Genomic DNA, 23,985 nt, shown 5'->3' on the forward strand with positions numbered 1-23,985 from the left:
TGAACCGCGTCGGCGCGTTTTGGGAGCGGGTCGACGCAGCTTTGAGATGGGGGCGCCTGGAAGTGCCGCGGGCGGTCAGCTGCGCTGTGCGGGCCGGCTCTCCTCGTAGGTGGGGCCGTACAATCCGGGCGGTTTCACGCCGGCGGCGCGCAGGTAGATCACCAGCTCGCCGCGGTGGTGGTAGAGGTGGTTGAACAGGAAGCCACGCGCCACCTGGATCCTTGGGGTTGGCGGAACGATGGTTTGCCCCTTGTTGCGCATCGTCCAGTTCCGGAACAGGTCTTCCTCGCAGATGCTGTGCAACGCTTCCCGCGCCTCCGAAACGTTTTTTTCAAATAACACGCGCGTGGCCTCAATATCCGATGGATCGGGCCGTTGCAGGTTTTCCGCCCCGGGGTCGTATGCATCCAGCTTCAGCGTGCCCGCATACCAATGATAGATGGTAGCGATATGTTGCGCAAGCTGGCCCATCGTCCAGCCGAAATCGGTGATCGTAAACCCCGTTTTGCCGGCAGGCACGGCCTCGAGGAGCTTCCGGGTATTTTTTACTTCGTGTTCGAATTCACCCTGCAGTGATTGAAGAAGCATGGCCCTGGATTTGTAAATCGAAAGTTAGCAAAGGGACAGGCACAAAAAAGCCCCGACGGTACCGACGGGGCTTTTGACTTTTTGAATTTTGACTTAGTAGCGGTACAGCTCCGGCTTGAACGGGCCTTCCTTACCGATGCCGAGGTATTCGGCCTGCTCGGTAGTGAGCTCGTCGAGTTCGGCGCCGACCTTTCCGAGGTGGAGGCGGGCCACTTTCTCGTCGAGGTGCTTCGGCAGCACATATACCTTGTTCTCGTACTGGCCGCCGTTGGTCCACAGCTCCAGCTGGGCCAGCGTTTGGTTCGAGAAGGAGTTCGACATCACGAAAGAGGGGTGACCCGTGGCGCAGCCGAGGTTCACCAGGCGGCCTTCCGCCAGGATGATGATGTCTTTACCGTCTACATTGTAGATGTCTACCTGCGGCTTGATGGTGTCTTTGGTGTGTCCGTAAGCGTTGTTGATCCAGGCCATGTCGATCTCGATGTCAAAGTGGCCGATGTTGCAGACGATGGCTTTATCCTTCATCTTGCGGAAGTGCTTTTCCGTGATGAGGTCGCGGCAACCGGAAGCGGTGACGATGATATCCGCTTCGGCAACGGCGTTCTCCATTTTCTTTACCTCGAATCCGTCCATAGCAGCCTGAAGGGCGCAGATGGGATCGATCTCGGTTACGATCACGCGGCAGCCGGCGCCCTGCAGCGAAGCGGCGGAGCCTTTGCCCACGTCGCCGTAGCCGCCAACAACGGCCACCTTGCCGGCCATCATCACGTCGGTAGCGCGGCGGATGGCATCCACCAGCGATTCCTTACAGCCGTATTTGTTGTCGAATTTCGATTTGGTCACCGAGTCGTTCACGTTGATCGCGGGCATCGGCAGGGTGCCTTTGGCCATACGCTCATAAAGGCGGTGCACACCCGTAGTGGTCTCTTCGGAGATGCCCTTTACGTACTGCACCAGCTCGGGGTATTTGTCCAGAACGATGTTGGTGAGGTCGCCACCGTCGTCGAGAATGAGGTTGAGGGGACGATCGGCACCGCCAAAGAACAGCGTTTGTTCGATGCACCAGTCGGCCTCTTCGAGGGTCTGGCCTTTCCAGGCGAAGACACCGATGCCGGCAGCGGCGATGGCGGCTGCGGCGTGGTCCTGCGTGGAGAAAATGTTACAGGAGCTCCACTTTACTTCAGCACCGAGGGCCACAAGGGTCTCAATGAGTACGGCAGTCTGGATGGTCATGTGCAGGCAGCCGGCGATGCGGGCGCCCTTGAGGGGTTGCGAAGGGCCATATTCTTCGCGGATAGCCATCAGGCCGGGCATTTCGGCCTCGGCGAGGCGGATCTCCTTGCGGCCCCAGTCGGCCAGGCTCATATCTTTCACCTTATAGGGAAGGCTGAAGTTGATGTTGGAACGGGTTACTGTTGACATTATTACGGGATTTGAGGCGCAAAGGTACTGCTTTCCGGCCGAAGGCGCGTGCCGGTACGCCTTCATTTAGACCTGTTCACCTAGCCTTTTGCCCATTTTGCCGGAATAGGTTCCTTCAACCCCCCGCGAAGGGGTAGTTTCGTACACCCAATAATCCTGTGAAACCCTTACCCCGCAAGCATTTCGGCGAATAGGTCCTTTCCCTTAACCCGTCCTCGCCGAACCCTTAGCCAAGCCCGGGTGATCTCTAAGGATAACCCGAAAACCAACCTCATGCGGAAACACCAATTCCACCTGCTGCTGGCACTGCTGTGCCTCGGCATCCTCCAGGCCCGGGCACAGGGCAACGGACGTACGCTTGCCCTCCAGGCCGACTTCAGCGCTACGCCCCGCAGCGGCTGTGCACCCCTCGTCGTTTCCTTTTCCGACCACACGACCGGCAGCGCCACACAATGGCATTGGGAGCTCGGCAATGGAGTGCTGTCCACGCAACAAAATCCCTCTACGATCTATGTCCATCCCGGCACCTATGCGGTCAAGCTGAAGGTGACGAATGCGCAAGGGGCGGACTCGGTTTTACGGACCGCCTATATAACGGTATACGAAGCGCCCACGGTGGCTTTCGGCAGCCCGGACCTGCTGGGCTGCGCACCGTTTACCAGCACGTTTGCCGACAGCGGCAGCAGCAGCCTGCCCGTTGTGGAGCGCCGCTGGGACTTTGGCGACGGCACCCTGGGCGATGGAAGCACGCCGGCGCACACCTACCAGGCCGCCGGCCTGTACGGCGTTTCGCTCAAAGTGACGAACAGCGCGGGTTGCAGCAAAACGCTCACGCGGCCTCAATATGTGCGGGTGAGCGGAAAGCCGCAGGCGGCTTTCACCAACAGCGATCCATCGCGCTGTACCGTTCCGCATAGCGTGCAGTTTACGGCAACGGGCGGCGCTTCCAACCTGTATACCTGGGATTTCGGTGATGGCGCTACGGCCAGTGGCGCTGCTGCCAGTCATACGTACACAACCGCCGGCAGTTATACCGTCAGCCTTGTTGCCACAAACGCCAGCGGCTGCCGCGACACGATCCGAAAGACGGCGCTGGTGCAGGTAGGCGCTTCCGCCGCTTTCCAGGCGCCGGATACGGTTTGCGTGCACAGTGCCGTCGCGTTTATCAACCAAAGCAACCCGGTGGCACCGGTAAGCACCTGGACCTTTGGCGACGGCTCGGCGTCCGGCGAAGCTTTCCCGGTAAAAACGTTCGATGTGGCTGGAACCTATGCCGTAGAATTACGGAACGTGTATACCGATTGCCGCGATTCGATCCGTCATACGATCGTGGTGAAGCCCGGTCCTGAAGCGCTCTTTACCACGGTGGATACGTTTTCCTGTACCGCGCCCTATTCCGTCCGTTTTTCGAACAGCAGTACCGACGCCCTGACCTACCGTTGGGATTTCGGCGATGGAAGTACTTCTACGGAAGTGTCGCCGGTGCACACGTATACGTCGACCGGAACCTTTACCGTCCGCCTCATCGCAACCGGCTCCAGCGGCTGTGCCGACACGCTGGAGCGCACCGGTTACGTACGGGTGCAGGCGCCCCAGCTGGCCTTCGGCGGCTTGCCCGTGTCGGGTTGCGCTCCGCAAATGGCCACGCCCAACGTGTCGGTGAGCGGCGGCAGCGCCATCAGTAGCTGGAACTGGAGCTTTGGCGATGGCCGTAGTTCTACGGATGCGGTGCCCTCCCATACCTGGAACGCCGCGGGCAGCTATACCATCAGCGTAACCGTCACTACGGTCAATGGCTGCACCGTCACCGATTCGCTGCCCGGTGCCGCGCAGGTGTTCAACAAGCCGCAGGCTTCCTTCGACCTGTCGCCCGGCGACGTATGCGCCTTCCAGGGTATCCAGTTCACCAATACAAGCACCAACGTGGATTCCGGCAGCACCTGGCTCTGGAGTTTTGGTGACGGTACGAACTCAACGAGCGAAGACCCTTACCACGAGTACGATGGCGTGGGCTGGTTTTCGGTGCAGCTCATTGCCAGCAACGGCACCTGCCGCGATACAGTGAACCGGCCGAACGTGCTTTTTGTACGACCGCCTGTGGCCCGCTTTCTCGTGGAGCTGCAGTGCAGCGATCGCTACACACGGCGCTTCAACAACCGCTCCATCGGTGCGGTGACCTCCAGCTGGGACTTTGGCGACGGCACTACGTCCACCGAGCAAAACCCGGTGCACACTTATGCGGCCCCCGGCTCGTACCTGGTCAAGCTTCGGGTGACCAACGATACCTGCTACCACGTGCGGACCATCACGGTGGATGTTTATGACGAAAAAGCACAGTTCACGGCGAACGCCGGAAGTCTTTGCTACGGGCAGCCGTACCGCGTTACCGCCAGTAATTTCCATGCGGCGCACATCCGTGGCTGGAGCTGGGATTTCGGCGACGGCACTATGGAGTCAAGCGCCGGTGCGGCCAGCCATGTGTACACCCGTCCGGGAACGTATACAGTGACGCTGACTATCACCGATCCGCTCGGTTGCACGAGCAGCTATGCGCAAACCGTTTCCGTTCGTGGTGCGATCGCGGATTTCACCCACAACGGCGCAGCCGCCTGCCTCACTAGCGGTGCTGTGCCCGTTCAGTTTTCCGACCACTCCGTGCCTGATGCCACAAACCCGATCGTTCAGTGGTGGTGGGATTTCGGCGATGGCGGCAAAGATTCTTCGGGCAACAACGCCATGACTCATACATATACGGCTAACGGCCAGTACATCGTCACCCTCCGCGTGACCGATGCGGGCGGTTGCATCGGGTACTTTACCCGCCCCGGCGCGGTGCAGGTGTCGCGACCCGTTGCGGCCTTTACTTCGACCGACACGCTCACCTGTACGAATAAGCCGGTGCGGTTTCAGAATGCATCGGCTGATGCGGGGGCGCTACGTTTCGAATGGAACTTCGGCGACGGCACGTTGGCGCAAAGCGCCGCACCCGTGCACGCCTATGCTGGCACCGGCAGCTATTCCGTAGTGCTACGGGTGATCGACAGCCTCGGTTGCAGCGATACCCTGCAGCGCCCGGCCTTTATCCAGGTCAGCTACCCGAAGGCGCGTTTCGAAGTTTCCGATTCGATGGCCAGCTGCCCGCCGCTGCTGGTGCAGTTCACCAACAGCTCTTCCAACTACCTGGCGCAGCAGTGGGATTTCGGCAACGGCAATAATTCCACGCTGGCCGGCCCGGCTCACCTGTACAACGAGGCCGGCGTCTTTCACCCGCGCCTGATCGTTACGGGTCCCGGCGGCTGCAGCGATACGATCGTGAAAACGGTGCGTGTGGAAGGTCCGCGCGGTCGCATCCAGTATTCACCGCTCCAGGGCTGTAGCCCGCTGACGGTGCACCTGCAGGCCACCACGCAGGGCCGCGATTCGCTCATTTGGGATTTTGGCGACGGTAACGTCCACCCGGGCCGCGACTCCGTGTTGCAACACATCTTTACCGATACCGGCCGCTTTGTGCCCCGCGCGATCCTGGTGGACGCCCGCGGTTGCAGCGTGCCCGTTGTGGGGGTGGACACGATCCATGCCTGGGTGCCGCCGGTACGCGCCGGCGCTGGTTTTGTGCATTGCCCCGGCCGCCCGCAGCAGCTTAGCGCCAGCGGTGCGCTCACCTATACCTGGGAAGCGAGCCCTTCCCTGAGCTGCCTGGATTGCCCGGCGCCCATGGCCAACCCGCCTGTGGGAACAAGCTTCGTGGTGACCGGTACCGATGCCTTCGGATGCCGCGCCCGCGACACCGTGCGCGTGGATGTACAGCGCTCGTTCCGCCTGGTGCCACCGCTCCGGGCAGACACGTTGTGTGCTGGCGGCTCTGTGCACCTGCGTGCTTCGGGCGCGTCGTCGTACAGCTGGTCGCCGGCCGCCGGGCTGAGCAGCACCACAGCTCCTGATCCCCTTGCCAAACCGAGCGCAACGACTACCTATAGGGTGATCGCGCGCGACAGCCTCGACTGTTTCAGCGACTCGGCGTTTGTTACCCTAACGGTGTACCCGGTACCGCAGGTGAATGCCGGTCCGGACCTGACCGTACGAGCTGGCGATACGGCCCGGCTGCAGGTGCAGGGCTCGCCGGATATCCGCAGCTGGCGCTGGACGCCCACGGGCGGACTTTCCTGCAGCACCTGCCCGGTGCCTGTGGTCCATGCGGCGCAAAACACCCGTTACGAGGTAACGGTGACCAACGACGGCGGCTGCACGAGTAAGGACGCCGTTCAGGTGACGGTGCTCTGCGATGGCGGCAACGTCTTCCTGCCCAACACCTTTTCGCCCAACGCCGACGGGAACAACGACCGCTTTTACCCTCGTGGAACGGGCCTGTACGAGTTCCGGTCGCTGCGGGTATACAACCGCTGGGGCGAACTTGTTTACGAGCGGCTGCACCTGAGTGCCAACGACCCGGCGGCGGGCTGGGACGGAACGATCAGGGGAGCGCCGGCGCCAGCCGATGTATATATATATACAGCGGAGGTGGTTTGTTCCAACAGCTCGGTATTGCCGGTAAAAGGGGATGTGACCCTGTTGCGCTAGGAAAAAGCTCAGCGGGAGCCGGTGCCGGTTTTGCACGCTTCATCCTCCGTTTTCCACGCTCTGCCGGAATGGCGGAAAGCCGTTGGCAGTTTTTGGTATATTTGAAATTCCGGCAGCATGGTGTCTGACCGGACCGGTCCGCCCCCGAAGGCAACCAAGCGGAAGGAGGAGCCTTCCGGCCGAAAAACACCAAACTAACCTTATGCGTAACGAATTCAGACCCCTGCGGACCTGGCTGCTAGCCATTCTTTTCCTGCTGGGCGCCGGCACTGTCCAGGCCCAGCTTCGCGCCGGATTCACGGCGACGCCCCGGACCGGTTGTGCCCCGATCGTCGTTAACTTCATTGACACGTCCGCCGGCGTGCCGACCAGCTGGCTCTGGGACCTCGGCAACGGTGTCATTTCGACCCTGCGCAGTCCTTCCACGACCTATATCAACCCCGGCACCTACACGGTAAAACTGCTGGTGACGAACTCCAATGGTACCGACGAGGTGATCAAGACCGATTACATCACGGTGCTCCCCAGCCCGACTGTAGACTTCGCGGGCAACAACATCAACGGCTGTGCGCCGATGAACACCACCTTCACCAGCACCGTTGCTTCCTCTACGCCGATCGTGTCCTACAGCTGGGACCTGGGCGACGGTAACCCTTCGAACGTGGCGAACCCGTCGCACGTGTACAACACGCCCGGCCTGTACACCGTCACCTTGCTCGTCACTAACAGCAGCGGTTGCAGCAAGGCGCTGACCAAAGACCAGTACATCAAGGTGGGCACCAAGCCGGTGGCTGCTTTTATCAACAGTACGCCGTCCAACTGTACCATTCCCTTTACGGTGAACTTCACCAACCAGTCGACCGGCACAGGCAATACGTACGCCTGGGATTTCGGCGACGGCGGCACATCGACACAGGCGAACCCTTCCCATACGTACACAACAGCAGGCACTTATTCAGTTAAGCTGACGGTGACCAACGCCTTTACCTGTTCCGACGTGGTCACGAAGACCGCGCTCGTGAACGTCGGTTCTACCACGGCCTTTACCGTAGCATCGCCGGTTTGCGTGGGCCAGCCCATCACACTGACCAACGGTTCGGCTCCTGTAGCCGCATCGCAGACCTGGGATTTTGGCGATGCCACCACTTCCACAGACGCCCTGCCGGTGAAATCGTACGCCACCCCTGGCACTTACACCATCAAGCTGACCAACCAGTTCGGTGGCGGCTGCTCCGATTTTATTACCCATACGGTTACCGTGCTTCCGAAGCCGACGGCTGACTTTAGTGCGCCGCAAACGGTAGCCTGCGCCGCGCCGCTGACCGTCAACTTTACCTCGACAACCACGGGCGCCGCTACCTACGCCTGGACCTTCGGCGACGGCGGCACTTCCTCACTGGCCAACCCCGCGCACACCTACAGCAGCACCGGTTTTTATACGGTAACCCTTACGGTAACGAGCGCCAACGGTTGTACGGAAACGATCACCAAACCCGGTTACATCTCGGTGCAGAAACCCCAGATCAGCATCGCCGGCCTACCCAAAGGCGGCTGCTCGCCCCTGACGATCGAGCCGGTTCCGACGGTGCAGACCAACGAAGCGGTGACTTCCTATGCGTGGACCTTTGGCGACGGTGGCACTTCCAACGTGCAGAATCCTACCTACACCTACAATACAAACGGCAACTATACCGTCACGCTGACCGTGACCACCGTCAGCGGTTGTTCCAACACCGTGACGATGACCAACGCCGTGGTGACGGGCGCGCGTCCGACGGCGGCCTTTTCGGCACTGCCCACCAACGTGTGCGCTACCCAGGCTGTTCAGTTCACGAACAATACGACAGGTACCACCGGAACCACCGGTTACCAGTGGAACTTCGGTGACGGCGGTATTTCTTCGCTGCCCAACCCCAGCTACATCTACGCCGATACGGGCTTGTTCACCGTGACGTTGATCGCCATTAATGGCGCCTGCCGCGATACGCTCGTTCAGAACAACCTGGTACACGTGCTGCCTCCGATCGCCCGCTTTACGGCCGACGGCACCTGCGCCGACAAGCTGACGAAGACCTTCACGAACCAATCGGTGGTCGACCCGCTCCAGCCGCTGACCTACGATTGGGACTTCGGCGATGGCTCAACACATTCGAACCAGGCGAACCCTTCGCATACCTATACGGCCTCCGGTCTTTATACAGTCACGCTCGTTGTAACCAACGGAACCTGTACAAACACGGTACAACACCCCGTGCGGGTAGTAGGGGAGACGGCCGCTTTCACGCTATCGTCTGCTACGAATTGCAAAGGCGCACCGTTCACCTTTACGGCTTCGGCCAACCCGGCCAACGTGAGCAGCTGGCTCTGGGATTTCGGAGACGCCAGCACGGCGGCCACAGCCGGCAGCGCAACGCACGCTTATTCGTCGATCAACACCTATACGGTGTCGCTCAACATCACTGATCTCAACGGTTGTACCGATGTGGTCACCCACAACGTGCAGGTGTCCGGCCCGTATGCCAACTTCAACCCCGGTAACCTGATCGCCTGCCTGCAGCCCGGCGGCAACGACGTTTCCTTTACGAATCTCTCTACCGACGATGGTGTTTCCCCGATCGTGGCGGCGGTCTGGACCTTTGGCGACGGCACACCCAACGTAACCGACAACAGCAGCCCGCTACTGCACCATTACGACAACGCCGGTACTTACACCGTGCAGCTCGAAGTGCGCGATGCGGCCGGTTGTTCCGGCTTCTATACCGCCACCAACGCGGTAATCCTTTCGAAGCCGACGGCAGACTTCACCTCAACGGACCTGCTGACCTGCACCAACCGCCCAATTTCGTTCACCAACAACTCGACCGGCTCGGCACCGCTGACCCACGATTGGGATTTCGGTGATGCCTCCACACACTCGAACCAGCTGAACCCGACCCACAACTACGCGGCTACCGGCCAGTATACGGTAACGCTGACAGTGACCGACCAGTATGGCTGTACCGCCACGCAAACACGTCCCAACTTTATCAACATCACCTTCCCCCATGCCGATTTCACTGCGTCGTCACTGTTTGCCAACTGCCCGCCGCTGAAAGATACCTTCGTTAACCGCTCTACCGACTTCACCAGCCAGGTGTGGGACTTCGGCGACGGCAGCACTTCTTCATTGCGCGATACCGCGTATAAGATCTACAACCTTGCCGGCAACTACCCGGTGACGCTGACCGTAACCGGCCCCGGCGGCTGTACGGACCAGATCACCAAAACCGTAGAAATACAGGGGCCGCAGGGATCGCTGACTTACAACCCGCTCTCCGGCTGCACGCCGGTGGCGGTCTCTTTCACTACTACCTCTACGCACTCAGATTCGCTTATCTGGGACTTCGGCGACGGCAATACCCTGTGGGTGCCTTCGACCGACAACCTGCAGCAACACAACTTCACCGATACCGGTTCTTTCCTGCCGCGTATCATTCTGAAGGACAACACGGGTTGTACCGTTTCCATCTTCGGTAATGACCTCATTCATTCGTATAAAGTATTCCCGGCGGCGAGCGCCAGCACGCTTGCTCTTTGTGATTCGGGCTACGTAAACTTTAGCGGAACGTCCCTTTCCAACGACGTCATTACGAACTGGGTTTGGGACTTCGGAGACGGCTCGCCCACAGTAGACGCGCAAAACCCGACACATCATTACACGACCCCGGGCACCTTCACCGCCACGCTTACCAACACGACGCAAGCCGGTTGCTCGGGCACGGCCAGCACGCAAAGCATCACCGTTCACGTATCGCCACAGATCGACATCACGCCGGCAACGGCTGAAGGCTGCGTTCCGACAACGATCAACTTCGGTGGTACCATCCTGCGGAACCCGGCGCCCGGAACGCTTACCTGGAGCTGGAACTTCGGCAACGGTAACACGGCGTCCGTGCAAAACCCCGGCAACCAGGTGTTCAATACGCCCGGCGTCTTTACAGACACCGCCTTCGTGCTCGACGCCAATGGTTGCCGCGACACCGCCGTTCGTGCCGTTACCGTTCATGCCCTGCCGCTGATCGACGCGGGCCTGGATACGGCGCTTTGCCGCGGCAACGCGATCATCCTGCAACCCAGCGGTGGGCTGAACTATGTCTGGGCGCCGGATCCTTCGCTCAGCTGCACGAACTGCCCGAACCCTTCGGTAAACCCCATCGCCGACCAGACCTACTTTGTGACCGGCATCGATGCAAACGGCTGCCAGAAGCTCGACTCGGTACATGTGGTCGTGCACCAGGCCTTTACTTATGTGCCGCCGGTACTCCGCGACTCGCTTTGCGTGGGCAGCACACTACAGCTACATACAAGCGGTGGTGATACCTACGTTTGGTCGCCGGCCACCTATCTCGACAACCCGAACAGCCCGAACCCGGTGGTGAATCCGACCCGTGATACGGTGATCACCTACACGGTGACCATCAGCGACCGCTTTGGTTGTAATAACGTGGTAGCAACATCTACTGTTCATGCCTTCCCGATGCCGCAGGTAAATGCCGGTCCGGACCTGTTCCTTTCGGCAGGCGCCACCGATACCTTGCGCGCGGTGACCTCGCCGGATGTCACCAGCTGGCTGTGGATCCCTTCTGCCGGTCTGAGTTGCGCCACCTGTACGCGCCCCGTGGTCAAGGCGGATCACGACCAGATCTACCGGCTGCTCGTGCGCAATGCCGGCGGCTGCACCAGCTTCGACGACATGCGGTTGAATGTGCTTTGCGGCAGCGGCAACTTCTTCTTCCCGAACACGTTCTCGCCCAACGGCGATGGTATGAATGATATCTTCTTCCCCCGGGGCACCGGCATCGTTGGCATCCGTTCCTTCCGGGTGTTCAACCGCTGGGGTGAAGTGGTGTTCGAACGCACTAATATCAAAGCCAACAACCCGCTGGAGGGTTGGGACGGCATGCTGCGTGGCCGCAAGGCACCGGCCGATGTATATGTGTATACCTGCGAGATCATCTGCTCCAATAACCAAACGATCCCCGTCAAGGGCGACCTGACCTTACTCCAATAACGCTACCAATATGAAAAATGTCCGAAAACTGATCCTGGGTGTGCTGGCCCTGTGCGCTGCTGAAACGATGCAGGCACAGGATGTTCACTTCTCCCAGTTTTACGAAACACCGCTGTTCCGCAACCCGGCGCTTGCCGGTATCGTCAACGGCGACTACCGCGTGCAGGCTGTGTACCGCAGCCAGTGGAACAGTGTGGCCAATGCCTACAAAACCATTTCGGCCAATGCCGAGTACAAGATCAAAGTGGGCGGTGGCGACAACTACGCTACCCTCGGCATGCAGGTGTTTCACGACGAAGCCGGCAGCAGCAACATGCAGACCCTGCACCTGCTGCCCGCCATCAACTTTCATAAATCACTGAGCAGCGAGCGCAACATGTACCTCTCGGCCGGATTCATGGGCGGTGTGGTGCAGCGCCGCTTCGACCGCAGCAAGATCACGACCAATAATACTTACGACAACGGCACCGACGGCGAGCCCCTGGCCGCCAACGGCTATCGTTACTTCGACGGTTCGGCGGGCCTCAGCCTCAATGGCGGCTTCGGGCAGAACGAAGACAACAGCTTTGTGCTCGGCGTGGGCATGCACCACCTGACGCGCCCGAAGAACAGCTTCTTCCAGTCGAGCGCCATCGAGGTGGCACCGAAATACGTGCTGTCGGGTGCGCTGAAGCTTGGTATGGCGGAGAACACCAACCTGATCGTGCATTCCGATGTGGTGGTGCAGGACAAAAGCCAGTACCTCATCGGCGGCCTGCTGTACAATATGAAGTTCGGTCCCGATATGGAAATGCCTGACCTGGTCTTTTCGGCCGGCACGTTCCTTCGCTGGAACGACGCCCTCATTCCGACGATCAAGGCAGAATTTAAAGGGCTTGCGTTCGGGCTGAGCTACGACGTGAACATTTCAAAGTTGAAGTCTTCGAGCCTCGGCCGCGGTGGCTTCGAGCTGTCGCTGACTTATGTCGGCTTCCGCAAGAACGTAGATAATTCCTCGCTCAATGCGATGCATTGCCCGAGATTTTGATCGCTGAGGTCGGAGGTATGACGTCTGATAAGGAAACGGATCGCACTGCGATCCGTTTCCTCTTTATAGGAAGTATTGGATGTCCGGCATCCGACATCAGACATCTTCTTTATCCGGTTGGTGCAGGTCTTTGGATGTATCGCGGTGCTGGCGGAAGAGCCGGCGACTGAGGCGCAGGGCGACATACAAGGAATACACGGCGCCGGTGAGCAGGAGCGCTTCAGACACATATTGCTTTAGCCAGCGGTTTTCGGTGAGAAGCAGGAACGAGTCGTAGCAGCCGTGAAAGAGGATGGCCCGGAGCAGGCCGCGCCGGAACAACGGACCTTTCTGGGAAGGGTTTGCCTGGGCAAGCCCGGCATAATAGCCCATGATGGCTGCGAAGCAGGCATGCGCCGGCACGCTGGTGAAGGTGCGGGCCAGCAGTACGCTGTAGCCGTGGCCAGCCACGTAGGCTACATTCTCGACCGTAGCGAAACCCATGCTCACCATAATGCTGTATACAATACCGTCGAGCGGTTCGTCGAAGGAGCTGAGGCGGAAGCAATAGTAGCGGAGGGCCAGAAACTTAAGGCCTTCCTCCACCACGGCGATGGCGAAGAAGGCCTGTAGCAGGATGCCGGTAACGTTGCGGGGCACCAGCCCCGAGATCGTCTTTTCGGCATAATAGGCAGGCACGGTGAGCAGCGCCCCGAGCAGGAAGCTAAACACCACGAATCGTTTGGGCTCGGGGTTGTGCACGTCGCGGCTGAAAACGTACAGGCAGATGGCGAGCCCCGGCGCGGCGGCCAGGGCGATGAGGAGCATTCCCGTCATTGCCGCTAAGGTAAGGCGGCGTTGCATGCGGGCATATTTCTTGCAGGTTGCGTATCTTTTGCTTATGAAAATCCGACTGGCCGTGGCTGTTGCCTTTTTCTTCTCGCTGCAAAATGTATCGGCGCAGCAATTCGGCGGATTCCCGCCCTCGTACCGCTGGCTACAGATCCGCACCGACACTGCACGTATCATCTTTACCGGGGCCACCACCCAGCATGCCCAGCGCATTGCCGCCCTGCTGCACCGGATGGCGGCCACCGAAAACGGGCTGGGCAACCGCTTGCGGCCCGTCAGCATGGTGTTGCATTCCAATACAACGGTCGCCAACGGCTACGTGGCGCTGGCGCCCTTTCGCAGCGAGCTGTACCTCGTGCCGGGAAGCAACCTGTTTGAATTCGGCAACCTGCCCTGGAGCGACCAGCTGGTGATCCACGAATACCGTCACGTGCAGCAATACAACCAGTTCAACCGCGGGCTGAGCCGCGTGGCAGGCGTACTTTTCGGACAGGAAGCGCGGGCACTGGCAAATGCGGCCTCCGTGCCCGACTGGTTCTTCGAGGGAGATGCGGTGTATGCGGAAACGCGGCTGACACCGCAGGGCCGTGGCCGCCAGCCGTATTTTTTCAATACGTTCAACGCACTCTGGAAGGAGGGGCGCCAATACAGTTGGATGAAGCTGCGCAACGGCTCTTACCGAGACCTTGTACCGAATCATTACCCGCTCGGCTATATGCTGGTCAACTATGGGTATGAAAAATACGGCCCCGACTTCTGGCGCAAGGTGACCGGCGACGCCAGTGCGTACAAAGGGCTTTTCTATCCTTTTCAACGCGCGGTGAAGCGCTACAGCGGCAGCTCGTTCAAGCAGTTTCGTACCGAAGCATTGGGCAACTACCAACACCAGGTGAGCCGCCGCCGCGATGAGCAGGCGAAGCGCGAGGTGGTAACCGATTACCAGTTCCCGCGCGTCATCGGTACCGACAGCCTGCTGTACCTCAAAAGCGGTTTCCAGCACCTGCCGGCGTTTTACCTCCGCAGCGGCGGTGCCGAGCACCGCATCGCCCTGCGTGACATTAGCTCGGAAGACTGGATGTCGTACGGACATGGCACCATTGCTTATACCGCCTACAGCACCAATCCGCGCTGGTCGCTGATCGATTATAGCGACATTATGCTGCTCGATGTGGCCAGCGGCCGCCGCCAACGCATTACGCACCGGCAGAAATACTTCACGCCGGCCTTTGCACCCAGCGACAGCCTGCTGGTGGCCGTACACATCAACGATTCGCTGGTGAGCGAGCTGCACCTCCTCAACCGGAAGGGCGAAGTGCTGAAGCGCCGCCGCACCGGTGTTGGCGCACTCTTCGTGCACCCGCAATTCGTAAACGAACAAACCATCGTGGTCGGTATCCGCCACGCCAGTGCCCGCATGTCGATGCACCTGCTCGACCTCAATACGATGACCTTCTCGCAGGTGCTTCCGGCCACGGCAGCTACGATCGGCTTTTTTTACCCGGCCCAGGGACGGGTGTATTTCACTTCTTCGCTCAACGGCACCGACGACCTGTATGAGCTGAACCTGGAAAGCAATACCGTCTTCCGGCTGACAACCGGTGGCGTCGGCCATTATTTTCCGACGCTTTCCCACGGCCTGGTGAGCTGGTCGGAATTCACTTCCAACGGCTTCCGCATCCGGCAGGGTGCGCTCGACAGCCTGCCCCGTGTGGAGGTGCCGGCAGGACAGTGGGGCACGGAAGGATTGCCGTTTCCCGTTGCCAACGCCGACAGCGCGCAAAACCTGCTCGAAACGCCTACTGGCGAATATCCCGTGCAGCCCTACCCGAAGAGTACCGGCCTCATCAATGTGCACAGCTGGCGACCTACGTACGTGGACCCGGAGTTCACCTTTTCATTGTACAGCGATAACGTGCTCAATACCTTCAGCAATGAACTTTATTACCGCTACAACCAAAACGAGAACGCGCACGCGGTTGGGTTCAATTCGTCGTATGCCGGTTGGTTCCCGGTAATTACTGCTGCTGTCGACTACACCTTCGAGCGAAGCTTTTTTGATAACGTGCGACGCTATACTTATTCCAACACGGAGGCCCGCCTGGGCTACTATATCCCGCTGAATTATTCGAAGGGGCGTACGTACAAATACCTGCGCTTCGGTACGGACGCGGTATACGGCCAGGCACGCCCAACAGGTGCCAGCAAGGCGTTCCTGGCCAACTCTTCGAGCGTGTACCTGAGCCACAGCGTGAGCTGGACCCAGCAACTTCCGCGCACGCGTCAGCAGATCTACCCGCGCTTTGGCTATGCCTTCAGCGGCAACGGCCGTCACCGTCTCGATGACTATGGGTACCAGCTGCTGGGCAATGGCTCGGTGTTCCTACCCGGCCTGTTGCGCACGCACAGCATTGTATTGAGTGGCGGCGTTCAGTCGACGGATTCGGTAAGCCGGCGCTTTTTTGCCAACCGCTTCGCCAACAGCCGCGGCTATCCCGACTTTTACAACCCGCTGATGTGGCGCCTGTCGGCCAATTACCACCTGCCGCTGCTGTACCCCGAGATTGGCGCAGCCAACCTCCTGTACCTGTCGCGGGTGCGCGGTAACGCGTTTTACGACAACACACGCTACTTCAACTACCAGCACAAGCGCGTGCTCGACCTTGCCAGTGTAGGCGGCGAAGTATTTTTCGATACGCGTTGGTGGAACGAGTACAACCTCAGCTTCGGCGTACGGTACAGTTACTTGCTGCAGGCCGATCGTGTCGGTGCTTCATCGCCGCACGTGTGGGAGCTCGTGCTGCCGGTGAACATTCTTCCGCGCTAACCACGGCTCCTTACAAGGAAAGGGGCAAACAGGATCTGAAATCAGACATCCTGGCTCACACATCCGACATCAAATGCGGCCCTGGTTCAGGTGAATCCGCATCAGGTGCGGCTTCAGGCACTGGCGGAGCGTGAGCTTTACCACTTCTCCCATCGTGCGGCAACGCAGGAAAGCGGGGTTGTCGAAGTGCTGCCCGAGCAGCTCGCGCAATTGCTTCCGCTTTTCGTCGGTGGAGATGTTGTCGCGCGCCATGATGTTGAGCAGGTTCAGCAGGCGGCGTCGCTCCACGCTGACGCGGAAGGCCATCAGCGTCCGCTCTTCGGCCTGGTATTGCGCGATGGAATCAGGGTTCAGGTGGGTCAGGGCCAGCTCCACCAGGGGGCGGTTCTCTTTGAAAAATTGCGGGAAGTACAGGTTCTTACGGCCCTCATAGGATTGTTGGTCGAAGTCGATGGCGCGGATGCGGTATTGATAGTCTTCGATATCCGGAGTGACGTTCACTACAAAGTTGTAGCTCCGCATGTCGCCCAGCAGGCGCACGAAGCAGCGCTCGTTGAACTTCACAAACTCTTTGGCAAGGCGGATCGGGTTCGTTTCCGGCAGCTCCAGGTGTTGCTGGATGAAGAGGTCGCCGGGAAGACCTGGAATATGCTCTTCCACCAGCGTGCCGCTGTTGGTGAGATAGGTGATGCGGTTGGGAGACAGCAGGTGCTCGAGCTCCAGGCCATAGACCCGCGAAGCGTCCTCCATCTTCACGTAATAGTGGTCGTAATTGTCGTTGAACCGGTTGACAATGCGGATGCGGAAGGGGTTCGAATTGCCGAAGGTGCAGTAATCGATGCGCGCCACGTCGAGGTGCTTCGTGAACGTGAGGTCGCCCTCGGTTTTGAGGATGGCGTAGGTTTGCACGAGGCTGTCGCGGATATAATTCCAGTCGCGCATGTCGTAAGAGGCGATCTCCCACAACGTATCGTTGCCTTGCTTGTCTTTGAGCGGCACCGAGTAGGAGATGTTCAGCAGGTCGTTGTAGGTGATGGGCAGACCGATCTCGCGGCCATGCTGCCGCAGGTATTGCCGAAGCTCCTTGTTGACGGGGAAGAAGGGCTTTTTCCGTGAGGGCTTTTCCGGTTCGAGCTGCATGGAGCTAATGTACGGTCGGGCGGCGTGCAAACGCGTCGGAACGCGGATTATCTCCAGAGTCCGAGCTCGCGCCGCAGGTTTTCGAAATAAGGCGGTGTGTGCAGCAGGCGGCTTCCGTACCAGCTGAATAGCTCGCCGTCGACCAGGAGGATTCGTGTGTGCGGCAATTCAGCCTGCAGTTCGTCGATATGCTTCTGCGCAAAAGGGTAGGGCTCGGAGGAAAGCAAAAGGAACTCGCAGCCGCGCAGCTCGCTCACCTCTACCTGCGGGTAGCGGGCCTTTTCAGCGAACAGGTTCTGCACGCCGAGGCGCTCCAGCATGTCGTGGATGAAGGTGTCGGAGCCGACGGTCATATAAGGATCTTTCCAGATCAGGTAGGCGGCAAAGGGACGGTTCTCCAGCAAGGGCCGCAGCGAATCGAATCCGGCCGACACCCGGCGCGCGAGCGCTTCGCTTTCCGCTTCGCGGTGGGTGAGGCGGCCAATGTCGGTCATGGTGGTGAGGGCCTGCTCGAGGGTGCTGATATCGCTCACCCAGGTAGGGAATTCCCGCGCCAGGGCTTCCACCTGTTCCTGCACATTCTCTTCGCGGTTGGCCAGGATTAAGTCCGGCTGCAGGGCGCGCACGCGATCGGGGTGAACGGTCTTGGTGCCCCCCACGCGGGTCTTGCTGCGAAACCAGGCGTCGGGGTGAATGCAGAACTTGGTGATGCCCGCCACCTCGGCATCAAGGCCGAGCGCACAGAGCAGCTCGGTTTGAGAGGGCACCAGCGACACGATGCGGCGCGGCGGGCGCGACAGGTCTAGTTCGTTGCCAAACGGATCGAGGAGCGAAGCCATACTGCAAAGTACCTAAGGGGCCGGACACGGAACCCCTGAAAATAAAAAAGCCCCGACATTACTGCCGGGGCTTTTTACTATCACCAACCTCATGTTGTAGGACAACAGGAGGGAATAACTCCGTTTTCGATTGCTTTCATAAGATCCGGAAGTTGGTGACGAAAATCACTGTGGTGGAATTCAGAGGTTGTGACTTTGGTTTTTTCAGGATTGGATGGTCTTCGTGTTGGATACGGATTAACAACGGGCTGTTTTCAAAGGATTGGATAGGATTGGAAAAAAAAAGGAAGTTGACTGATATTGGATTTCAGTTTGGATTTTCAATGGATTGGATTTCAAAGAGCGTTGTGTCGGATGTTGGTTTTTCTTGGATTGGACAGATCTTTCAAGGGATCATTGGACTTTCGGTTTTTCAAGGACGTTGGATACTTGGATACCAATCAACTTCTGCTACAAAAGTAGTGGTGCATGTTGGGCCACACAAGTGCAAAAGTGCTCGATTTTGTTGCTTCGGTTATTACCGGAAAGTTCGTAGCCTTCCGATTTTTCACTTCGTAGAAATACGATTGTTCCCGACCGTTGTTTTACGAATGGCTACTGTAGATACCCGGTAAAAGCAAAGCCGCCCGAAGGCGGCTGTGCAAGTGGTTAAGTCGGAAGTGGGAAGTTTAGTCCCATCAAGTACTTCCCACTTCCCACTTCGGACTTGATACCTTTATTATGCGAGTGCCTGCAGCACGTCGTACTTGGTAACGATCTGGTAGTTGCCGCTTTCGTCTTTGGCCAGTACGGCGCCGCAATCCTTGTTGATCAGGCTGCCGATCTTTTCGACCGGTGTATCGAGGGCTACTTCAGGCAGGGAGCCCTCCATCACCTGGTCGATGCGCTGCACGCGGATCTCGGGGTTCTCGAATACTTTCTGGAACAGGCCGTTCTCGGAGATCGCGCCCACAATGGTTCCATCGCCGTTGGTAACGGGGATGTGCTCGATGTCGTATTTCTTCATCAGCTCCACGGCGGCCGACACGGGCTGGGTGCCTTCGATGGTGATAAGGCGCTGGCGGCCGCGGGCGTTCACGAGGTCTTTGAAGGTTTTCACCTCGAAGAAGCCGCGCTCGGCCATCCACTGGTCGTTGTAGATCTTGCCTACATAGCGGCTGCCGTGGTCGCAGAGGAGTACCACCACTACGTCGGTGGGCTTCAGCTGGTCTTTCATCTTCATGAGGCCGGCGATCACCGAGCCCGAGCTGTAGCCGCAGAAAAGGCCCTCGTCTTTGGCCAGGCGGCGGGCCCATACGGCGCCATCCTTATCCGACACCTGCTCAAAGGCGTCGATGACGCTCATGTCGTAGTTGCCGGGCACGAAATCCTCGCCGAAGCCTTCGGAGATATACGGGTGCACCTCGTTCATGTCGATTTCGCCGGTGCGGTAATACTTGGTGAGCAGCGAGCCTTCGACGTCGATGGCCCACACTTTTACATCGGGGTTTTGCTCCTTCAGGTACATCGCGGTGCCCGTGACGGTGCCGCCGGTGCCGGCAGTGCACACAAAGTGGGTGATGGTGCCATCGGTCTGGCGCCACAGCTCGGGACCGGTGGTTTCGTAGTGGCCAAGGCGGTTGGCCAGGTTGTCGTATTGGTTGAAGTGAAGCGAGTTGGGGATCTCCCGGGCGAGGCGGGCGGCCACGGAGTAATAGCTGCGCGGGTCTTCGGGCTCCACGTTGGTGGGGCACACGATCACTTCGGCGCCGAGCGCGCGGAGGATGTCCACTTTCGACTGCGATTGCTTGTCGGTGGTCACGAAGATGCACTTGTAGCCTTTTACGATGGCGCCGAGGGCGAGGCCCATGCCGGTGTTGCCCGAGGTGCCTTCGATGAGCGTTGCGCCGGGCTTGATGCGGCCTTCCGCCTCCGCCACTTCGATCATCTTGAGGGCCATGCGGTCCTTGGTGGAGTTGCCGGGGTTGAAGTACTCGACCTTGGCGTAAACCGTACAGGGCAGGTCCTTAACGATGCGGTTGAGGCGCACCATCGGCGTATTGCCGATGGTTTCCAGTATGTTGTTCTTTACATCCATAAAGCGTATTGAGGCCGCGAAGGTAACAATTTGGGTGGGGATAACCGAGGCGCGGATGCCACCCTGCCTTTTCTAGGAATGACCTTCGAGCCGCTCCCGCCGGCGGGCGCTGAGAAAGCGGTCGAGGAGGAACAGGCCCAGCAGGATGTTGAGCATCAGGAACGCGTTCACGTATTGGTTGGCGAAGGCCAGCGACAGGTCGATGCGGGGGAGGGCCGATGCCGAATCCGGGCCGGAGCCCTGTGCGAAGGCGTAGATGAGCACCGCGGCGATCATCAGCCCGAAGAAGGCCGCGATGCCGCCCACGATCCGGCGGTTGAGGTATTGCCGCGAGGCGGGCACCACCTGGCCGGCGGCGATGGCTTCCATGACGTTGCGGGTGAAGCGCAGCGAGGGCTCGTCCAGCTCGGTGGCCTGCAGCAGTTGGTGCGTGTCCAGCAGCTCGGCGTACTTCGCGCGCCAGGCTTCGTTGTCGGCAAGGTGGCGCTCGATGGCGCTGCGCGCGCCGGCGTCGGCCAGCCCGTCGATATAGGCCCAGAGTTGTGCTTCCATTTCCAGTTCGCTGTCCATAGTTTGCCTTTTCAGGGTTGGTAAAGATCACGCACTTCCGCGGCGAAGTGGCTGTTCATCTTGTCTTTGAGCCGCGTCCGCGCGCGGTGCAGCCGCACTTTGGCCGTATTGGCCTCAATACCGAGGATGGCCGCGATCTCCTCCAGGCTCTGCTCGCCCTTATAATAGAGCGTGAGCACCTGGGCGTCGTCGGGGGCCAGCAGGCCGAGCGCCCGGCTGACCATCTCGGTGCGCGACTTCGCTTCCACCTTATTGGCGCTGAGGCCGCCGTCCATATTGTCGGCCCGCGCAAACACGCTTTCATCGTCGAGCGAGCGCACGTCCAGCTGCTTCTTGCGGAGCCAGCTGAGGGCGCTGGTGGTGGCGATCGTGTACAGCCAGGTGCTGAACTTCGACTGGCCCTTGAAATCGGGGAGCGCCCGGAAGGCCTTTACGAACACGTCCTGCGCCACCTCTTCGGCATCCTCGCGGGATTTCACGTAGCGCAGCACCAGCGTGAACACAAAACCCTGGTAGCGGTTCACGAGCCCCGCATAGGCCGCCTGCTCGCCCCGCAGGACGCGCTCCAGTAGCTCGGTATCGGCCGTTTCTGCCTGCATTCGGTAATAAGACTACGGTTTGTGAGAAGTGGTTACCGCAAAGGTAAAATTCCGTTGCAGTATAGCGCAGGAAAACCATTTCCGTCCGTCATGGCACGCCCGGCCGACCCGGTAGGCCGGCAGGCGAAGCCTTCTTCACCTCATCGGCTCAGCTGCTTTTTTGAGCCGTACAGCCCGATTGCAACAGATTGCCTCGCTTCGCTCGCAATGACGTCCGTAAGCGTACTTTTGCGGCGTATGTCAGAAGAAAAATCCCTGAATTTCATCGAGGAAATTATCGAGAACGACCTCAATAGCGGCAAGTATAAAAGCATTGTGACGCGTTTTCCGCCCGAGCCCAACGGCTACCTGCACATCGGGCACGCCACGGCCATCTGCCTCAACTTCGGCCTGACCCAGAAATACCCGGGCTATACCAACCTGCGCTTCGACGACACCAACCCCACGACCGAAGAGACCGAATACGTCGATTCGATCAAGGCCGACGTGAAGTGGCTCGGCGTCGAATGGAAAAACGAGCACTATGCTTCCGATTACTTCGAGCAGCTGTACCAATACGCGGTGAATCTGATCGAAAAGGGATACGCCTACGTAGACGACCTGTCGGCCGAAGAGATCGCGCGCCTCAAAGGGACGCCTACCGAGCCCGGCCAGGACAGCCCCTTCCGCTCCCGCAGCATCGAAGAAAACCTGCAGCTGTTCGCCGATATGCGCGCCGGTAAATACAAAGACGGCGAGAAGGTGCTGCGCGCGAAGATCGACATGGCGCACACCAACATGCTGATGCGCGACCCGCTGATGTACCGCATCAAGCACGCCCATCACCACCGCACCGGCGACCAGTGGTGCATCTACCCGATGTACGACTTCGCCCACGGCCAGAGCGACTCCATTGAAAATGTAACCCACTCCATCTGTACGCTCGAATTCGTGCCGCACCGCGAGCTGTACGACTGGTTTATCGGGAAACTCGGGATCTTCCCTTCGCACCAGTACGAATTTGCGCGCCGCAACCTTACCTATACCGTGATGAGCAAGCGGAAACTGAAGCAGCTGGTGGAAGAAAAGCACGTAGACGGCTGGGACGATCCCCGCATGCCCACCATCAGCGGGATGCGCCGCCGCGGCTACACGCCCGAAGCCTTCCGCGACTTCTGCGACCGAGTGGGCATCGCCAAACGCGAAAACCTGATCGACGTGGGCCTGCTCGAATTCTGCGTGCGCGAACACCTCAATAAGATCGCGCTGCGCCGCATGGTGGTGTTTGACCCCATCAAAGTCGTACTCACCAACTATGCCGACGGCAACGGCCCGGAAATGCTGATCGGCGAAGACAACCCGGAAGACCCTTCGAGCCCGACCCGCGAGATGCCCTTCACCAAGGAACTGTACATCGAGCGCGACGACTTCATGGAGAACCCGCCGAAGAAATACTTCCGTCTCTTCCCAGGCGGTATGGTGCGTCTGAAGTTCGCCTACATCATCAAGTGCGAGGAGGTGATCAAGGATGCCGACGGCAACATCACCGAGCTGCATTGCACCTACATCCCCGAAAGCAAAAGCGGCGCGGATACGTCCGGCATCAACGTGAAGGGAACGCTGCACTGGGTGTCGGCCACGAACAACATTACCGCGGAAGTGCGCCTCTACGACCGCCTCTTCAAGGTGGAAGATCCTTCGAATGAAGAAGGTGATTTCAAATCGTATATCAACGACAACTCGCTCGAGGTGCTGCAAACGGTGTATGCGGAGCCGGCCCTGAAGAATGCGAAGATGAACGAGCGCTACCAGTTCCTGCGCAAGGGCTACTTCACGCTCGACAGCAAGGAAACCTACAGCCGCCTCGTGTTCAACCGCACGGTAGGCCTGAAGGATGCCTGGGCGAAGGAGCAGAAAAAGGGATAGTCTGCTAATGTGGTAACCTGCTAATCTGCTACTGATAAGAAGCCCCCGTCGTTTGTCGCCGGGGGCTTTCTTTTTATACTGTTCCCCCGGGCCGAAGCCCGAGGCGAAGAAGCGCCGCCGCTACGCGGCGCGCCGATCCCGTTCGCCCGCTTTGCTGACGGTAAATGCGAATAGGTATTGGAGCCGGTAATAAGGTTCCGTATTGATTTTTCCGCGGAAGACGCTCTTGCACCCGCGGAGCCATCTGTTGTTGCCGCGGAACCATCTGTTGTTGCCGCGGAACCATCTGTTGCCACCGCGAAGCCATCTATCGCCGCCGCGGAAGATGCTCTTGCACCCGCGGAGCTATCTATCGTCGTCGCGGAAGGGTCGCATGGGCCCGCGGAACGAACTGACATCGTCGCGGAAGCAATTGTTATCGCCGCGATGCGGTCTCACGTGAGCAAAGTCCTATCAGCCGGCACCGCCACACAAAAATCCCCCGACGCTGCCGCCGGGGGATCTTCATTCCCCTTCCCCTCGGGAAGGGGTTAGG

General features: G+C 59.3%; 13 protein-coding genes. 5 read left to right on the forward strand and 8 right to left on the reverse strand.

The genetic code is table 11. The annotated features are described in order from the left end of the window. Positions 1-75 precede the first annotated feature (75 nt). Positions 76-588, reverse strand: coding sequence for a DinB family protein (locus E0486_RS14585; RefSeq protein ID WP_131853060.1), 513 nt, complete (start codon positions 586-588; stop codon positions 76-78). A 93-nt stretch (positions 589-681) separates the two neighbouring features. Beyond that, positions 682-2,010 carry an adenosylhomocysteinase gene (gene ahcY / locus E0486_RS14590; RefSeq protein ID WP_131853061.1) on the reverse strand — a complete coding sequence of 443 codons (1,329 nt, stop codon included), beginning with the start codon at positions 2,008-2,010 and terminating at the stop codon, positions 682-684. Positions 2,011-2,283: 273 nt separating this feature from the next. Between ahcY and E0486_RS14595 the strand changes: the two genes are divergently transcribed. From E0486_RS14595 to E0486_RS14605, 3 genes are all read left to right on the forward strand, one after another. Next, positions 2,284-6,588: a PKD domain-containing protein gene (locus E0486_RS14595; RefSeq protein ID WP_131853062.1), complete on the forward strand. Its 4,305-nt coding sequence runs from the start codon at positions 2,284-2,286 to the stop codon at positions 6,586-6,588. Between the two features lie 202 nt (positions 6,589-6,790). Further along, positions 6,791-11,638 carry a PKD domain-containing protein gene (locus tag E0486_RS19245; RefSeq protein ID WP_131853063.1) on the forward strand — a complete coding sequence of 1,616 codons (4,848 nt, stop codon included), beginning with the start codon at positions 6,791-6,793 and terminating at the stop codon, positions 11,636-11,638. A 10-nt stretch (positions 11,639-11,648) separates the two neighbouring features. Further along, positions 11,649-12,665, forward strand: coding sequence for a PorP/SprF family type IX secretion system membrane protein (locus E0486_RS14605; RefSeq protein ID WP_131853065.1), 1,017 nt, complete (start codon positions 11,649-11,651; stop codon positions 12,663-12,665). A 96-nt stretch (positions 12,666-12,761) separates the two neighbouring features. Here the strand turns inward: E0486_RS14605 and E0486_RS14610 are convergent, their stop codons facing one another. After that, complete coding sequence (locus tag E0486_RS14610) at positions 12,762-13,508, reverse strand: PrsW family intramembrane metalloprotease (RefSeq protein WP_165917351.1); 747 nt, start codon at positions 13,506-13,508, stop codon at positions 12,762-12,764. 37 nt (positions 13,509-13,545) lie between these two features. Here E0486_RS14610 and E0486_RS14615 point away from each other — a divergent pair, with 37 nt between their 5' ends. Beyond that, entirely contained in the window at positions 13,546-16,320 is a 2,775-nt protein-coding gene (locus E0486_RS14615; RefSeq protein WP_165917352.1) for a class I SAM-dependent methyltransferase, read from the forward strand. Between the two features lie 69 nt (positions 16,321-16,389). Here the strand turns inward: E0486_RS14615 and E0486_RS14620 are convergent, their stop codons facing one another. From E0486_RS14620 to E0486_RS14640, 5 genes are all read right to left on the reverse strand, one after another. Then, positions 16,390-17,460, reverse strand: coding sequence for a hypothetical protein (locus E0486_RS14620; RefSeq protein ID WP_131853071.1), 1,071 nt, complete (start codon positions 17,458-17,460; stop codon positions 16,390-16,392). Between the two features lie 47 nt (positions 17,461-17,507). Continuing rightward, positions 17,508-18,299, reverse strand: a complete 792-nt coding sequence (locus tag E0486_RS14625) for a helical backbone metal receptor (RefSeq protein WP_131853073.1) — start codon at positions 18,297-18,299, stop codon at positions 17,508-17,510. Between the two features lie 718 nt (positions 18,300-19,017). Then, positions 19,018-20,376, reverse strand: coding sequence for a pyridoxal-phosphate dependent enzyme (locus E0486_RS14630; protein ID WP_131853075.1), 1,359 nt, complete (start codon positions 20,374-20,376; stop codon positions 19,018-19,020). A 72-nt stretch (positions 20,377-20,448) separates the two neighbouring features. Further along, positions 20,449-20,946 (reverse strand): anti-sigma factor family protein, encoded by a 498-nt coding sequence (locus tag E0486_RS14635; RefSeq protein ID WP_131853077.1) that lies wholly within the window; start codon positions 20,944-20,946, stop codon positions 20,449-20,451. Positions 20,947-20,957: 11 nt separating this feature from the next. Beyond that, positions 20,958-21,545: an RNA polymerase sigma factor gene (locus tag E0486_RS14640; RefSeq protein ID WP_131853079.1), complete on the reverse strand. Its 588-nt coding sequence runs from the start codon at positions 21,543-21,545 to the stop codon at positions 20,958-20,960. 237 nt (positions 21,546-21,782) lie between these two features. Between E0486_RS14640 and E0486_RS14645 the strand changes: the two genes are divergently transcribed. After that, entirely contained in the window at positions 21,783-23,450 is a 1,668-nt protein-coding gene (locus E0486_RS14645) for a glutamine--tRNA ligase/YqeY domain fusion protein (protein ID WP_131853081.1), read from the forward strand. Positions 23,451-23,985 lie beyond the last annotated feature (535 nt).

Origin of the sequence: Flaviaesturariibacter aridisoli (assembly GCF_004343705.1) — a bacterium.
GTDB classification, from domain to species: Bacteria; Bacteroidota; Bacteroidia; order Chitinophagales; family Chitinophagaceae; genus Flavisolibacter; species Flavisolibacter aridisoli.